The organism is Nocardiopsis synnemataformans, from assembly GCF_965343085.1.
Lineage (GTDB): Bacteria > Actinomycetota > Actinomycetes > Streptosporangiales > Streptosporangiaceae > Nocardiopsis > Nocardiopsis alborubida.
Genome location: NZ_CBDRFA010000006.1, coordinates 1 through 14,757 on the forward strand (window position 1 = coordinate 1; position 14,757 = coordinate 14,757).

Annotated in this window: 10 protein-coding genes and 1 pseudogene; 7 read left to right on the forward strand and 4 right to left on the reverse strand. The window is 73.6% G+C overall.

What is annotated here, in order from left to right; genetic code table 11:
• Positions 1 to 83: 83 nt before the first annotated feature.
• Positions 84 to 1,751, reverse strand: coding sequence for an FAD-binding dehydrogenase (locus ACSIH6_RS04440; protein ID WP_435106865.1), 1,668 nt, complete (start codon positions 1,749 to 1,751; stop codon positions 84 to 86).
• Between the two features lie 226 nt (positions 1,752 to 1,977).
• Between ACSIH6_RS04440 and ACSIH6_RS04445 the strand changes: the two genes are divergently transcribed.
• Positions 1,978 to 2,217, forward strand: a complete 240-nt coding sequence (locus ACSIH6_RS04445) for a hypothetical protein (protein ID WP_435106867.1) — start codon at positions 1,978 to 1,980, stop codon at positions 2,215 to 2,217.
• A gap of 70 nt (positions 2,218 to 2,287) precedes the next feature.
• Here ACSIH6_RS04445 and ACSIH6_RS04450 read toward each other — a convergent pair whose 3' ends face one another.
• The gene (locus ACSIH6_RS04450; RefSeq protein ID WP_435106869.1) at positions 2,288 to 3,382 is read right to left on the reverse strand and encodes an alcohol dehydrogenase catalytic domain-containing protein; all 1,095 of its coding nucleotides are present in this window, start codon (positions 3,380 to 3,382) and stop codon (positions 2,288 to 2,290) included.
• Between the two features lie 182 nt (positions 3,383 to 3,564).
• Here ACSIH6_RS04450 and ku point away from each other — a divergent pair, with 182 nt between their 5' ends.
• Positions 3,565 to 4,587 (forward strand): non-homologous end joining protein Ku, encoded by a 1,023-nt coding sequence (gene ku, locus ACSIH6_RS04455; RefSeq protein WP_435106871.1) that lies wholly within the window; start codon positions 3,565 to 3,567, stop codon positions 4,585 to 4,587.
• Positions 4,588 to 4,770: 183 nt separating this feature from the next.
• A complete protein-coding gene (ddaH, locus tag ACSIH6_RS04460) occupies positions 4,771 to 5,601 on the forward strand; it encodes a dimethylargininase (protein WP_435106873.1) in 831 nt (276 codons plus the stop codon).
• Positions 5,602 to 5,867: 266 nt separating this feature from the next.
• On the opposite strand, the pseudogene ACSIH6_RS04465 reads toward ddaH, so the two are convergent.
• Positions 5,868 to 7,142, reverse strand: a pseudogene (locus ACSIH6_RS04465) (RNA-guided endonuclease InsQ/TnpB family protein).
• Positions 7,143 to 7,255: 113 nt separating this feature from the next.
• Here ACSIH6_RS04465 and ACSIH6_RS04470 point away from each other — a divergent pair.
• The gene (locus tag ACSIH6_RS04470; RefSeq protein ID WP_435107061.1) at positions 7,256 to 7,882 is read left to right on the forward strand and encodes a TetR/AcrR family transcriptional regulator; all 627 of its coding nucleotides are present in this window, start codon (positions 7,256 to 7,258) and stop codon (positions 7,880 to 7,882) included.
• An 80-nt stretch (positions 7,883 to 7,962) separates the two neighbouring features.
• On the opposite strand, the gene speB is transcribed toward ACSIH6_RS04470, so the two are convergent.
• The gene (gene speB / locus ACSIH6_RS04475; RefSeq protein WP_435106875.1) at positions 7,963 to 8,910 is read right to left on the reverse strand and encodes an agmatinase; all 948 of its coding nucleotides are present in this window, start codon (positions 8,908 to 8,910) and stop codon (positions 7,963 to 7,965) included.
• A gap of 318 nt (positions 8,911 to 9,228) precedes the next feature.
• On the opposite strand from speB, the gene ACSIH6_RS04480 reads away from it, so the two are divergent.
• The 3 genes from ACSIH6_RS04480 (at position 9,229) to ACSIH6_RS04490 (ending at position 14,740) form a co-directional block, all read left to right on the forward strand.
• The gene (locus ACSIH6_RS04480) at positions 9,229 to 10,842 is read left to right on the forward strand and encodes a PucR family transcriptional regulator (RefSeq protein ID WP_435106877.1); all 1,614 of its coding nucleotides are present in this window, start codon (positions 9,229 to 9,231) and stop codon (positions 10,840 to 10,842) included.
• Positions 10,843 to 11,292: 450 nt separating this feature from the next.
• A complete protein-coding gene (locus ACSIH6_RS04485) occupies positions 11,293 to 12,612 on the forward strand; it encodes a GAF domain-containing protein (protein WP_435106879.1) in 1,320 nt (439 codons plus the stop codon).
• Positions 12,613 to 13,507: 895 nt separating this feature from the next.
• Positions 13,508 to 14,740 carry an aminotransferase-like domain-containing protein gene (locus tag ACSIH6_RS04490; protein ID WP_435107062.1) on the forward strand — a complete coding sequence of 411 codons (1,233 nt, stop codon included), beginning with the start codon at positions 13,508 to 13,510 and terminating at the stop codon, positions 14,738 to 14,740.
• The last annotated feature ends 17 nt before the right edge of the window (positions 14,741 to 14,757 follow it).

Below are 14,757 nucleotides of genomic sequence, written 5' to 3' on the forward strand. Positions count from 1 at the left end.
CCCCCCCCCCCCCCCCCCCCCCCCCCCCCCCCCCCCCCCCCCCCCCCCCCCCCCCCCCCCCCCGACGGTGAGCGTCCGCGCGCCTACCCCAGCGCCGCCGCGGCGGCCCGCCCGGCCGTGCGGCCCGAGAACAGGCAGCCGCCCAGAAAGGTGCCCTCCAGCGCCCGGTAGCCGTGCACCCCGCCGCCGCCGAACCCGGCGACCTCGCCCGCGGCGTACACCCCCGGCAGCGGCGTGCCGTCCGCGCGCAGCACCCGGGCGTCCAGGTCGGTGTGCAGGCCGCCCAGGGACTTGCGGGTGAGGACGTGCAGGCGCACCGCGATCAGCGGGCCCGCCTTGGGGTCCAGGATCTGGTGCGGGGACGCCACCCGGGCCAGGCGGTCGCCCCGGTAGTTGCGCGCCCCGTGGATCGCCGTCACCTGGAGGTCCTTGGTGAAGGTGTTGACCATCTCCCGGTCGCGGGCCACCACCTCGCGGGTGACGGTGTCGGCGTCGAGCACGTCGTCGCCCGCGATCGCCTTCATCTTGCGGATCAGCTCGGGCAGCCGGTCGGCCACGGCGAAGTCCGCGCCGTTGCGCTTGAAGGCCTCCACCGGCCCCGGCGCTCCCGGCAGTACCCGCTTGAGGACGAGCCCGACGTCCTTCCCGGTCAGGTCGGGGTTCTGCTCCGACCCCGACAGGGCGAACTCCTTCTCGATGATCCTCTGCGAGAGCACGAACCACGTGTACTCGTGGCCGCCGCGCATGATGTGCTCCAGGGTGCCCAGGGTGTCGAACCCCGGGAAGTAGGGCGCGGGCAGCCGCTTGCCGGTCGCGTCCAGCCACAGCGAGGAGGGCCCCGGCAGGATGCGGATGCCGTGCCGGGACCAGACGGGGTCCCAGTTCTGGATGCCCTCGGTGTAGTGCCACATGCGGTCGGGGTTGACGACCCGCCCGCCCGCCTCCTCGGTGATGGCCAGCATGCGCCCGTCCACGTGCTCGGGCACGCCCGAGAGCATGTGTCTCGGCGGGGTGCCCAGGCGCTCGGGCCAGTTGCGGCGCACCAGGTCGTGGTTGGCGCCGATCCCGCCGGAGGTGACGATCACCGCCTGGGCGGAGAGTTCGAAGTCGCCGACCGCCTCGCGTCCGCTGGCCTCGCCCCGCCTGACGTCGCTGGGGGCCAGGACCGCGCCGCGCACGCCGGTGACCGTCCCGCCCGTGACCACCAGCTCGTCCACCCGGTGGCGGAAGCGCAGCGAGACCAGGCCGCGCTCGGCCGCCGCGCGGACCCGCCGCTCGAAGGGCGCGACCACACCCGGGCCGGTGCCCCAGGTGATGTGGAACCGGGGCACGGAGTTGCCGTGGCCGTCGGCCAGGTAGCCGCCGCGCTCGGCCCAGCCCACGAGGGGGAAGAACCGTATCCCCTGCTGGTGGAGCCAGGAGCGCTTCTCCCCGGCGGCGAAGTCCACGTAGGCCTCGGCCCACCGGCGGGGCCAGGCGTCCTCGGGGCGGTCGAACCCGGCGGTGCCCGTCCAGTCCTGCATGGCCAGCTCCACGGAGTCCCTGACGCCCATGCGCCGCTGCTCGGGGGAGTCCACGAGGAACAGCCCGCCGAAGGACCAGAACGCCTGCCCGCCCAGGGACTGCTCGGGCTCCTGGTCCAGCAGGACCACGCGTTTGCCCGCGTCGGCCAGCTCCGCCGCCGCGGTCAGGCCCGCCAGCCCGGCGCCGACGACGATGACGTCGGCGCGGTCGTCTCCGCTACCACCCATGCTGTTCCCCTCAGGTCGGCCGTGCCCGGGGCACGGCGTGCGCGATGGTGACGACTGTGCCGCTGCCGGAGCGGCGCGGCAAGGGCAACGTGTGCCGTGCGCCACAGGATTTGTCAGCAGGTGACAAACCCTCCCGGCTCGGCCACAATCGTGCGACCCGCGCCCGCCGGACCCCCTCCGGCCCCGTTCGCGCTGGTCACAACGTGTCGATGACTGAGGACCCCACGTGTACTTCCATCCTCCGACCCTCGACCCCGGGCCGCTCGCCACCCTCATCGGGCTCGCGACCCTGCTCCTCCTCCTCGCCCAGCCCCTGCTCCTGTGGCCCCTGACCCGCCGCCTGGGAGAACCCGCCGTACCCGGCCGCCCTTCGCCCCTGACGCGCCTCCAGCTGTCCCAGGCGGCGCCCATGGAGGTCACCATGCTCGACGCCGACGGCGACCCCGTCCGGCGGCCCGGGCGCTGACCGGGACGGGCCACGCGCCACGGGCTCCGGCGGTACCGCGCCCGCGCGGCGCCGCCGGAGCCCGCCGCGTTCAGGCCCCGAAGCGCACCAGCGACCGGCCGCCCTGACCCCGGGCCATGCGCTCGAAGGCCTCGGGCACGCCTTCGAGCGGGATCTCGTCGGTGACCATCGCCGCCAGCCTCAGCTCCCCCGAGCGCACCCGCTCGGCGATGACCGGGATGTCGCGCGCCGGGTCGCTGGAGCCGTACACGCACCCGCGCAGCGTGCGCGCCTGGTGGAACAGCTCCAGAGCGTTGAAGGACACCTCGTCGTCCAGCCTGCCCACGCCCACCACCGTGACCGTGCCGCCGCGCCGGGACACGTCCCAGGCCGAGCGCACCACCTTCGCCGACCCCACCACCTCGAAGGCGTGGTCGGCGCCGCGCCCGCCCGTCAGCGCGCGCACGGCCCTGACCAGCGAGTCGTCGGCGAGCAGGAACTCGGTGGCGCCCAGCGAGCGGGCCAGCTCCTCCTTGGCGGGGGAGACGTCCACCGCGACCACCGGGTCGGCCCCGGCCAGGCGCGCGGCCTGGAGCACCGACAGGCCCACCCCGCCCAGGCCCAGCACCACGGCGGACTGGCCCTCGCGCACGCCCGCGGAGTTGTTGACCGCGCCCCAGCCGGTGAGCACCGCGCAGCCCAGCACGGCGGCCACCGCCGGGTCGATCCCGTCGGGCAGCGGCACGACGGCGGAGGCGGGCACCACGGTGGCCTCGGCGAAGGCGCCGCAGCCCAGGCCGGGGTAGACGGGCGTGCCGTCGGCGAGCTCGGCGTAGGGCCGCACGGTGCGGTCCAGCGCGTGCTCACACAGGTGGGGCTCGCCCTGGCGGCAGAACCAGCACTCGCGGCACGAGGGGGCCCAGTTCAGGATCACCTGCTGGCCGGGCACCACCTCGGTGACGTCCTCGCCGACGGCGTCGACGGTCCCGGCGCCCTCGTGGCCCAGCACGGCGGGCCACTTCTGGGCCAGGGTGCCGTTGGACAGGGACAGGTCGGAGTGGCACACCCCGGCCGCGGCCAGGCGCACCCGCACCTGGCCGCGGCCGGGGTCGGGCAGGACCAGGTCGCGAATCTGGGGAGGGGCGCCGCGCTCGGAGAAGACGGCGGCCCTGACGGTCGTACTCATGGGAGGACTCCAATCACGGATTGCCGCGACAGTAGCAATACCGACCGGTCGGTCAAGGGTCGGGGGCGTGCGGACCCGTGTTCTCCCGGATGGTCCCGTTCCTTCCCGCCTTGGGGGTCCTTTGCCGTTCTCGACCGACATTTTGCCTGGCAGCGGTAATGATGGGGGCAGAGGAGGGGGTCATGGTCAATCCGGTCTGGGTGGGAACCCTCATGTTCGGCAGGGTGCCCGTCGGCGTGCGCCTCTACAGCGCGCGCGAGCGCAGGGGACCCGTGCTGCACCAGTTCGAGCGGGGCACGGCCGACCGCATCCGCTACGTCCGCGTCAACGAGCGCACCGGTGAGGAGGTCGCCAGCGAGGACGTCGTGCGCGGGGCCCGCACGGGGGTCGAGGACGAGTACGTGGTCCTGGAACCGGAGGAGCTGGAGGAGATCCTCCCGCACGGCTCACGCACCATGGAGCTGACCGGCTTCCTGTCCCAGGGCGCCGTCGACGCGCTGTGGTACGCCGCCACCTACTACGTCGCCCCCAGGTCCGCGGCCGACGCCAGGGCCTACCAGCTGCTGTACACGGCCCTGGAGCAGACCCGCCGCACGGGCGTGGCCACCATCGTCCTGCGCGACCGCGAGTACCCCGTCCTGATCGAGCCGAACCGGGGCGTGCTGTCGGCCTCCACCCTGTGGTGGCCCGACGAGGTCCGCGAACCCGACGACGTGATGCCGCCCGTGGCCCACGCCGCGCTGGCCAAGAACGAGCTCGAACTGGCCCGGGAGCTGGTCAGGTCCCTGTCGACCGAGTGGGATCCCCAGGACTACGCCGACAGCTACGGCCAGCGACTGACCGAGCTGGTGCGCGCCAAGGCCGGGGGCAGGACGTTCACCCACCGGCCCGAGCGGGCCGCGCCCCCCGAGCACGCGGACGGCCTCGGGGAGGCCCTGCGCCAGAGCCTGCCGGCCCAGCGCACCCAGGGCACGCGTTCGCGCGGCCCTCGCGCGTCCACCGGGGCGGAGGGGACCAGGAGGGCGCGCGAGCCCCGGGGGGCCGGAGCGCGCGGTACCCGGGTCGAGCGGCGGGGCGAGGGCCGTGCCACCAAGCGGGAACTGCTCCAACGGGCCTCGGAGCTGGACGTGCCGGGCCGGTCGAAGATGAACCGGGAACAGCTGGAGGAGGCCGTGGGGTCGAGCGGTTCCGACGCCCGCCGCTGAGGACCGCTCCGGACCGGACCCCTCGTGTCACACCAGCGACGTCTCCGGCCGGTCCGTCGTCGGGTGCGCGTTGCACTCGTGCCGCAGAGGGGTATGTCCCCTTTCGTCCGTGCGGACCGCGGTGCCGTGAACCCACGCGCCACCGGGGCCGCCCAGTGTCCCGCGCGGTGTACGGGGGGTCCCATGGTTCGACCGGTCGGTCCGGCAGCGGTTCCGCGGCACTACCTCATGTGCCGTCCCACCTACTTCGCGGTCGAGTACGCGATCAACCCCTGGATGGACCCGGCGGCGGGCGTCGACCGCGCACGCGCCATCCGTCAGTGGGAGGGGCTGCGCGACCTCTACCTCTCCCTGGGCCACCGCGTCAGCGAGATCGCCCCCGTCGACGGCCTGCCCGACATGGTCTTCGCCGCCAACGGGGCCCTGGTCGTGGACGGCAGGGTCTACGGGGCGCGCTTCGCCAGCGCCGAGCGAACCCCCGAGGGCCCGGCCTACCTCGACTGGTTCCGCCAGGCGGGCTACACCGAGACCCGCGAGCCCAAGCACGTCAACGAGGGCGAGGGCGACTTCCTCACCCTGGACGAGGTGGTCCTGGCCGCCACGGGCTTCAGGACCGAGGCCGCCGCGCACCAGGAGGCCGAGCGCTTCCTGGGCCGCCCCGTCGTCACCCTCCAGCTGACCGACCCCCGCTTCTACCACCTGGACACCGCGCTGTTCACCCTCTCCGGGGACCGGATCGCCTACTACCCCGGGGCCTTCTCGGCCGGAAGCCAGCGGGTGCTGCGCTCGCTCTTCCCCGACGCGCTCCTGGCCACCGAGGAGGACGCCGCCGTGCTCGGCCTCAACGCCGTGTGCGACGGCCGCAACGTCGTCATCGCCGCCGAGGCCACCGCCCTGGCCGACCGCCTGCGAGCCCTGGGCTACGCCGTCCACCCCGTGGAGCTGGACGAGCTGCGCCGGGCCGGGGGAGGCGCCAAGTGCTGCACCCTGGTCCTGCGCGACGCCGCCTACTGAGGGCGCACCGGACCCGAAGCACGCGCGCCCGCCGCCGCCCGAACCCGCCGCCGTACGGCCGACGCGGAGCCGGACCGGTGTGGGAAATACCACCGGGGGACGGCCCCGACGGGCCGACGCCACAGGTCACGCACGCGCGCCCGCCGCGGACCGTGCGCGGGGGCTCGTACGGGGGACCACCGCCCCTGGCCGGACGCCCCCGCCGCCATAAAGTCTGGGTACTTGACTTCCTCCCTCTCCTCGAAGGAGGGGGATCCCGACCGAACCTAACAGCCTGGTGCCGCTCGCGCGGCGACCCTCACGGGCCCGGTTTCCTGTTTCGACGCCGACTGCGGAAGGGAGGACCCTTGCCGACTCACACCAGCTCCCCAGGCATCACCCGAGACTGCTTCCCGGGCTGCGACTCGACCAGCCGCAAGGACGTTCTTGGCCGCGTTGAGATCCCGATCATGCCGGGTGCGACAGGAAGGGCACGTCCACGACCGGGTGCCCAACGAAAGCCGATCCAGCAGGTACCCGCACGCAGAACAGGTCTTGGAGGAGGGAAACCACCGATCCACCACCACCAGCGTGCGGCCCGCACGCGCGGCCTTGTACTCCAGCTGACGGCGGAACTCTCCAAGGCCGGCGTCCAGAACCGACCGGTTCAGCCCGGCCTTTTGACGGACCCGCTGACCGGGTCGCTCGGCGGTGCCGCGTGCGGAGGCGGTCAGGCCCCGCACGTGCAGGTCCTCGATGGCGATCAGGTCGTGCTCGCGCACCAAACGCGTGGTGGTCTTGTGCAGGAAGTCAGCGCGGGCGTGGCGGACCTTGCGGTAGGCGGCCGCGACTTTGCGCTTGGCCTTGCGGCGGTTGGCCGAGCCGCGCTGGGTGCGGGCCATGCGCCGCTGGTAGCGCTTGAGGTTGCGGGCCTTGCGCTCCACGTGGCGGGGGTTGGCGATCTTCTCGCCCGTGGACAGGGTCGCGAAGTCCTTCACCCCCAGATCCACAGCCACCTCAGAACCGGTGTCCGGTGCCGGGTCAGGATCGTCGGTGTCCACGGCGAGAGTGGCGTACCAGCGCCCGTCCGCCTCACGCGAAACGATGACCGTGGTCGGGTCCAGCGACGCGAGGTCGACGTCGTTGAAGGACCACGCCACCTCAAGCGGTGCCTGCTGTTTAGCCAGGAACAGCTGTGCATCCTTGATGCGAGACGCCGACCGGGTGTAGTGCGCCGACTGTCGGCCCTGCCGGTTCTTGAACCGGGGGTACTTGGCCCGCCCGGCGAAGAAGTTCGCGAACGCGCTGTGCTGGTGGCGCAGGGTCTGCTGCAACGGCACCGAGGACACCTCGGACAGGAACGCCAGGTCTTCGGTCTTCTTCCACTGGGTCAGCGCCTGGTCGGTCTATTTGTAGGAGGTGTTCTCGCCGTGCTGGTGGTAGGCGGTGTGGCGGTCGGCGAGGGTCTTGTTCCATACCAGGCGCACGCATCCGAACGTGCGGGCCAGTTGGGCCTGCTGTTCGGGGTCCGGGTAGGCCCGGCACTTGTACGCCGTCCGCATACGGCAAAAATTACACCAAGGGAGATCATGGGTAAGGCAGAACGGAAATGTGGTGGTCGTGTGCCCTGGGCTCCTCCCCGCCCTGAAGGACGGGGCATCCTCCGGGAGACATGGTGAAGAGCACACAGCGCAGACTCCCGCGTCGGCTCAGGGAAGAGCAGATGATCGACGCCGCCGTCACCGCGTTCTCGCGCGGCGGCTACCACACCGTGAGCGTCGAGGACATCGCCGAGGCGGCCGGTACCTCCAAGCCCACCGTGTACCAGTACCTGGGCTCCAAGGAGAGGATCTTCACCGCCTGTGTGCGCCGCGAGACCGACCGGCTCATCGAGGCCGTGCGCGCCGCCGCGCACGATCCGCACGCCCCGGCGGAGGACGACCCCCTGCGCCGGGGCATGCAGGCCTTCTTCGTCTTCGTCACCGGCAACCGCGCGAGCTGGACCGTGCTGTACCGGCACGCGGACCTGCGGGGCGAGCCCTTCGCGGGGGAGTCCGTGCGGCTCAGGGACCGCGTCACGGCCGAGGTGGCCGACCTCATCACCGCGTGCACGCGCGAGGGCTACGGTGACCTCGCCCCCAAGGACGCCCAGCTGCTGGCGCGCATCGCGGTCAGCACCGCCGACGCCTTCGCCGACTGGTTCCTGGAGCACCCCGAGGAGAGCCCCGAGACCATGGCCCGGCACGTCACCGACCTGACCTGGGCCCACCTGCGCGCCCGCCGCGAGGGCGCCGGGGTCTGACCCCCGGTGCTCCGCGCGGCGGAGCGCCGGTCCGGTCGGCGCCACCGGCCGCGCGGTCGCCTCCGCCGCGGCGCGCGGGCTCAGCCCCTGTGGTTCAGCGCCAGGACGCTGACCAGGTCGTAGGCCACGTGCGAGGCGGCGGTCGCGGTGATCTGGGCGTGGTCGTAGGCCGGGGCGACCTCCACCACGTCGGCGCCCACCAGGTTGCAGGAGGCCAGCCCGCGCAGGATCTCCAGCAGTTCGCGGCTGGTTAGGCCGCCCGCCTCCGGGGTGCCGGTGCCGGGCGCGTGTGCCGGGTCGAGCACGTCGATGTCCACCGACACGTACAGCGGGCGGTCGCCGATGCGCTGGCGCAGCGCGTCGGCGACCTCGTCCACGCCCCTGCGCATGACGTCGGCGGAGGTGACGATGCCGAAGCCGAAGCGGCGGTCCTCCTCCAGGTCCTTCTTGCCGTACAGCGGGCCGCGGGTGCCCACGTGGCACAGGGCCTCGGTGTCCAGGATCCCCTCCTCCACGGCGCGGCGGAACGGGGTGCCGTGGGTGTAGGGCTCGCCGAAGTAGGTGTCCCAGGTGTCCAGGTGGGCGTCGAAGTGCAGCAGGGCGATCGGCCCGTGCTGGCGGTACAGCGAGCGCAGCAGCGGCAGCGCGATGGTGTGGTCGCCGCCCAGGGTGACCAGGCGGGTGCCCGCCCGCACGAACTCGGAGGCGCCCTGGTCCAGGGTCTCCACCGCGTCGCCGATCGAGAAGGGGTTGACCGCGATGTCGCCGCCGTCGACCACCTGCGCGGAGGCGAACGGGGACACGTCCAGGCCCGGGTTGTAGGGGCGCAGCAGACGGCTGGCCTCGCGGATGGCCGAGGGGCCGAAGCGCGCGCCGGGGCGGTAGGACACGCCGGTGTCGAAGGGGACGCCGACCACGGCGATGTCGGCGTGCTCGACCTGGTCGATGCGGGGCAGCCGGGCGAAGGTGGCCGGTCCGGCGAAGCGCGGTACGAGGCTGGAGTCGGTGGGGCCGATCGGTGCGTTCACGGGTGTCCTTCTCGTCGTCGGTGCGGTGTTCGGTCCTGCCGTGCGGCAGCCGCGCGGGTGCTCCCGGTGCGGGCGGAGGAGCGCAGGGGAACGAAAGCGACCATGTTTGGGCAGATCACACGAACCCCGGACAGGTTAGACAGCCGACGCGGCGTCCTCCAGTGGACGAACCATCCACAGACATGCGTTGTACTGGATGAGGTATCCAGAACATGCGGTCAGCGCACCCCCGTGCGGAGGCCCTCGGAGCGAGAGCGCCTTCCCCCCCTTCCGACCCGCCGGTCGGGGGACGCGGGCCGGGTCGCGGAGGGGGCAGGGATGGCGGAGCAGAGCCGGGCACAGGTCCACACGGTGCCGTTGAGCACCGTCGTGGGCCGCCGCGACCTGGGGCTGGTCACCCTCGTGGCCGCCGGGGACCCGGGGATCGGCTGGGCGGTGGCCAGCGAGCTGGCCGACCCGGCCGCCTACCTGCGCGGCGGCGAACTGCTGCTCACCGCGGGCGTCAACCTGCCCGCCACCCCCGCCGATCTGCGCGGCTACGTCGACTCCCTGGTCGGCGCGGGGGTCAGCGCCGTCGGCTTCGGCGTCACCCCGGTGCACGACACCGTCCCCGCCGGGCTCGTCGAGCAGTGCCGCGCGCGGGGGCTGCCCCTGGTGGAGGTGCCCCGTCCCACGCCCTTCGCCGCCGTCAGCCAGGCGGTGGGCGCCCAGCTCCAGGAACTGCACCTGCGCGACCTGCGCCGCCTGGGCGAGGCGCACCAGGCCCTGGCCCTGGCCGTCACCGCCGACGCCCCCGTGGACCGGGTCCTGCGCGTCCTGGCCGAGGCCCTCGGCGGCTGGGCGGTCCTGGTCCGCCCGTCGCCCGCCGTGCCGGGCGGCGCCCACCGCACCGCGGGCGCCCCGGCCGAGCTGCACCCCGAACTGCACGGGCTCGCGGACCGGCTCACCCGGCCCCGCGGCCCGCGCAGCGCCAAGGCCCGGGCACGGGGGGACGAGGTCTTCCTGCACACCGTCGGCACCCCGCCGCAGGAGCACGGCGTGGTCCTGGTCGGCCGCCCCGAGCCGCTGGGCGTCACCGACCGGGCCGTCCTGCGCACCGCCACCGCCCTGCTGGAGTTGCTCGCCCGCACCTCCCAGGGCGCCCCGCCCGCCCCGGGCCGCCTGATCACCGGCCTGCTCCTGGACGGCGGGCTCACCGACGCGGCCGTGCCGCTGCTGGCCGAGCTCACCGCTCCGACGGGCGCCTGCGCGGGGTCAGCGATACCCGCGGCCTCCGCGACGACCGGCGCACCGGAGACACCCGCCACTCCGACCGCACCGGCCACCCGCGCCGGATCAGCGGCGCCCGGCGCCTACCGGGTCCTGCGTGCCCGGCCCGCCGGACGGGGACGCCACACCGCCCCCGCCGCGCTGTCCCTGGGCACCCGGCTGCTGGACGCGGGTCCCGGCGAGGACCTGCGCGCCGTCCTCGCCGACCGTGGCGACACCGCGCACCGGACCCACCTGGACCTGCTGCGCGACCACGGCTGGATCGGAGCCCTGAGCGGGCCGGTGGACCCGGCGGAGCTGGCCGCGGCGGACCGCCGGGCCGCCGCCCTGCTCACCCGCGCCCGCGCGGTCGGCGGGCCGCTGCTGGAGGAGCCCGCCGACCCCTTCGACGTTCTCCTGGGGCCGGGGGGAGGCGACGACCTGGCCCGCCGCGTCCTGGGGCCGCTGGCCGAGGACACCGACTCCGCGCGGCTGCTGCGCCGCACCCTGCGCGTCTGGCTCACCCGGCACGGCAACTGGGACCGGGCCGCCGCCGACCTGGGCGCCCACCGCAACAGCGTCCGCTACCGGATCGGACGGGTCGAGCGCGACCTGGGCGTGGACCTGGCCGACGCCGAGCAGCGCATGCGGCTGTGGTTCGCGCTCACCCGCTGGCAGCACTGACCCGGGCTCCGCGGTCCCGGATCCCGGGCTCGGTACCACCCCGGCCGACACGCCCCGCGCGGGGCGCGGGAGCGTGCGCGTCCGGGTGTCGTGTGACGCGGGCATGTGTCCGGGAAAGTGTCGTTGCGGCATTACCGGCCGTTTTAGGAAATTCCGCTGTTCCGTTCGCTCCCGGACCCCTTTTCGAAGACGCGTCCACCGCCTTTCGGCGACCGCGGACGCGGGCGCCGCGCCGGATACGCGCGGAGCCCCAGGGGTTTCCGGCATCCGCCAGGCAACGGGATCCCCGTCCGCTGCGGGGGTCGCGATGGGGCATAATCCGGTGATGAAACGGAAGCGGAGGTGAGGGCGGCCTCCGAAACATGTGTGTATTTCCGTTCCCTCAACCCTGTCGAAGCCGAACCGGGAAAATTGATGAACGCCGTTGCGAACGCGAGCTCAGGGGACCGCATGTCTTTTTCGTCGCTGGACACGGCCCTGCCGGCCGGGGCCGACGCCCGCGAGCACGCCCGCCTGCTCCGGCGCGTGCACGAGGCCTCGCTCGCCGGGCGTCCGGCGCCCGCCTCCCTGCGACCGGTCATCGAGGACTCCTGGTCCCGCACCCGACGCTTCGGGATCGACCCCGACAGCGCCCCGCCGCCCCGCATGGTCCGCCTGGACGAACTCCAACGGCACCGGGACGCCTCCCCGATCGCCGAGGTCCTGCCGCTGATCCGCCGCTCCCTCGTCTCGGTCGCCGACGAGGCCGACCACATCATGCTGGTCACCGACGCCTCCGGGCAGATCCTGTGGCGCGACGGCTCCCACCGCATCCGCTCCCTCGGCGACCGCGTCGGACTCGTCGAGGGCGCCTTCTGGAACGAGGGCAGCACCGGCACCAACGCCATCGGCACCGCCCTGGTCGTGGGGCGGCCCGTGCAGGTCTACTCCGCCGAGCACTTCGTACGCAACTTGCACGCCCTCACCTGCGCCTGCGCCCCCATCCACGACCCCCGCGACGGCCGCCTGCTCGGCGCCGTCGACGTCACCGGCCCCGTCTCCACCATCCACCCCTCCACCCTCGCCCTGGTCAGCGCGGTGGCCCAGCTGGCCGAGGCCCATTTGCAGAGCATCCACCACACCCACCTGGAGCGGCTGCGCTCGGTGGCCGCGCCCCTGCTGGCCGGGATGAGCGAGCGCGCGCTGGTGGTGGACGAGGCCGGGTGGACCGCCGCCGCCGTCCACATGGAACCGGTCCGCAGGGTGCTGCTGCCCAAGCACCGCGAGAGCGGCACCGCCTGGCTGCCCGCCCTGGGGGAGTGCGCCCTGGAACCCCTGCCCGGCGGCTGGCTGCTGCGCCCCCGCCCCGCGGCGGAGACCGCGCCCTCCACGGTCACCCTGGACCTGACCCGGCCCTCGCCCAGGATGGTGGTCGCCGGGCCCAGCGGGGAGTGGGCGCACCGGCTCACCCCGCGCCACGCGGAGCTGCTGCTGCTGTTGGCCGTGCACCGGGGCGGGCGCACCGGCGCGCAGCTGTCCCAGGACGTGTTCGGCGCGGGCGGGCACGTGGTGACGGTGCGCGCCGAGCTCTCGCGCGTGCGCCGCCACCTGGGCGGCATCATCCAGAGCCGTCCCTACCGGTTCAGCGGAGAGGTGCGGGTCCGGGTGTCCCGGCCCGCCTCCCCGGTGGACCTGCTGCCCGGGTCGGTGGCACCCGGGGTGCGCGCACTGCGGGACGCGCTCCGCGACGGGGACTGCCCCATGGCTCTGCGCGACGAAACCGCAACCTAGTGCAACCGTTGCCGTGTCGTCCGGCGTGCGATGGACTGTGCGTGCGCGGCCCAGAGTCGGTGGCCGCCGCGGGGCAAGAGAGGGCCCGGCGGCGGACCGCGGACGAAACGCGTGGCGCGTCCACGGCCTTGGGACCTTGAGGGGGGTTCCGGGGGAGAGTAGCGGAGAGGCGCCACCGGGCTCGGATGGCCGACCACGGGGATTCGGGGGAACCCCCCGGGGCCATCGCGCCGACGGTACGCCCCACGCGGGAGCTCGGCTTCCCGGGGTGTGCCGATGCGAGGGGGCGGGTTCAGGGGGACCCGCCCCCTCGCCACGCCCGTCACCGTGAGCCCCCGCCCCGCCGGGCGGACGGGTTCCTTTCCCCCGGTGCCGTCCTCCGCGAGTCCCCGCGCCGCGCCGTGACCCGCGCCGCGAATCCCCATCCCGCTGGCATCCGGCTGATGGCCGGGGAAAGAGCGGCCCATGTTCTCGCCTCCCCCCGTGAACCCCGCGGCGCATGGGTAGTTCACCGAGGAGGACGGGGCGAGGGGAGCGGGTGTGACCGGTGTGGCGAACAGCACGTGGGGGACCCGTGCCGCGCCCGTGCCTCGACGCTGGGCTAGACTCGGTGCATTTACCGGGTCGTGTCCACTCACGACCCAGCCCATCCGACCACCCCACCCGCGACTCCGGGCACCGCGCCCGCTGACGGGGACGGGGTGTGAACCGCGGGGACGGCGAGGACGTCGAACCCGGGAGCGCCGAGAGTTCCCGGGCGGCCCCCGCCCTGCCCCACAGAACGTCCTTCCTTCGGAGGTGGACCGTGTCCGCTGACCACCGAGAGCAGCAGCCCAGCCAACAGGGTTCGCGTATCGACCCGCACGTCGGCCGCTACGCACGCCGAGCACAGGGCATGGTCGCATCGGAGGTCCGCGCACTCTTCGCCGTCGCTTCGCGTCCCGAGGTGGTCTCCCTCGCCGGGGGCATGCCCAACGTCGCGGCGCTGCCCCTGGAGCAGATCGGCGAACTGGTCAAGGACGTCGTCTCCGAGGAGGGCACGGCCGCCCTCCAGTACGGCTCCGCCCAGGGCGACCCCGTGCTGCGCGAACAGCTCTGCGACTACATGTCGCTGGAGGGCATCACCGCCAGCCCCGACGACGTCATCGTCACCGTCGGCTCCCAGCAGGCCCTGGACCTGATCACCCGCGTCTTCGTCGATCCGGGCGACATCGTGCTGACCGAGGCCCCCACCTACGTCACCGCGATCAACACCTTCGCCGCCTTCCAGGCCGACATCCGCCACGTGGGCATGGACGAGCAGGGCGTGATCCCCGAGGAGCTGGAGGAGGCGCTCGTCCGCGCCGAGCTGGACGGGCGGCCGGTGAAGTTCTTCTACACCGTCCCCAACTTCCAGAACCCCGCCGGGATCACCATGACGGCCGAGCGGCGCGTGCGGGTGACCGAGACCTGCGAGCGCCACGACGTGCTCATCGTCGAGGACAACCCCTACGGTCTGCTGCGCTACGACGGCGACCCCGAGCCCACCCTCTACTCCCAGAGCGAGGGCAACGTCGTCTACCTGGGGTCGCTGTCCAAGACCTTCTCGCCCGGCCTGCGCATCGGCTGGGCGCTGGCCCCCGCCGCGGTGCGCGCCAAGCTCGTCCTGGCCGCCGAGTCGGCGATGCTCAGCCACTCCACCTTCAACCAGCTGGTGGTACGCCGCTACCTCAACACCTTCCCCTGGCGCGAGCAGATCAAGTCGTTCAACACCATGTACGGCGAACGCCGCGACGCGATGCTCAACGCGCTGACCGCGATGATGCCCGCGGGCTGCACCTGGACCCGCCCCCAGGGCGGATTCTTCGTCTGGGCCACCCTGCCCGAGGGCATCGACTCCAAGGCCATGCTTCCCCGGGCCGTCACCGAACGGGTCGCCTACGTGCCCGGCACCGGCTTCTACGCCGACGGCCGCGGCCGGGCCAACATGCGCCTGAGCTTCTGCTACCCCACACCCGAGCAGATCCGCGAGGGCGTGCGCCGTCTCGTCGGAGCCATCGAGGGTGAGATCGACCTGCGTGATACGTTCGGCACCACCCTGGCCCCGAGCACCGAGGGCGTACAGGCCCCCGCTCCGGACCTGCCCTGACACCCCATGAGGGCACC

What these genes read in the sequence shown, in the direction of transcription:
- ACSIH6_RS04490 (WP_435107062.1), top strand. Translation starts at nt 13,508, where the DNA reads ATGGTCGCATCGGAGGTCCGCGCACTCTTCGCCGTCGCTTCGCGTCCC.
- ddaH (WP_435106873.1), top strand. Translation starts at nt 4,771, where the DNA reads ATGGTTCGACCGGTCGGTCCGGCAGCGGTTCCGCGGCACTACCTCATG.
- ACSIH6_RS04480 (WP_435106877.1), top strand. Translation starts at nt 9,229, where the DNA reads ATGGCGGAGCAGAGCCGGGCACAGGTCCACACGGTGCCGTTGAGCACC.
- ACSIH6_RS04450 (WP_435106869.1), bottom strand. Translation starts at nt 3,382, where the DNA reads ATGAGTACGACCGTCAGGGCCGCCGTCTTCTCCGAGCGCGGCGCCCCT.
- ku (WP_435106871.1), top strand. Translation starts at nt 3,565, where the DNA reads ATGGTCAATCCGGTCTGGGTGGGAACCCTCATGTTCGGCAGGGTGCCC.
- ACSIH6_RS04485 (WP_435106879.1), top strand. Translation starts at nt 11,293, where the DNA reads ATGTCTTTTTCGTCGCTGGACACGGCCCTGCCGGCCGGGGCCGACGCC.
- ACSIH6_RS04440 (WP_435106865.1), bottom strand. Translation starts at nt 1,751, where the DNA reads ATGGGTGGTAGCGGAGACGACCGCGCCGACGTCATCGTCGTCGGCGCC.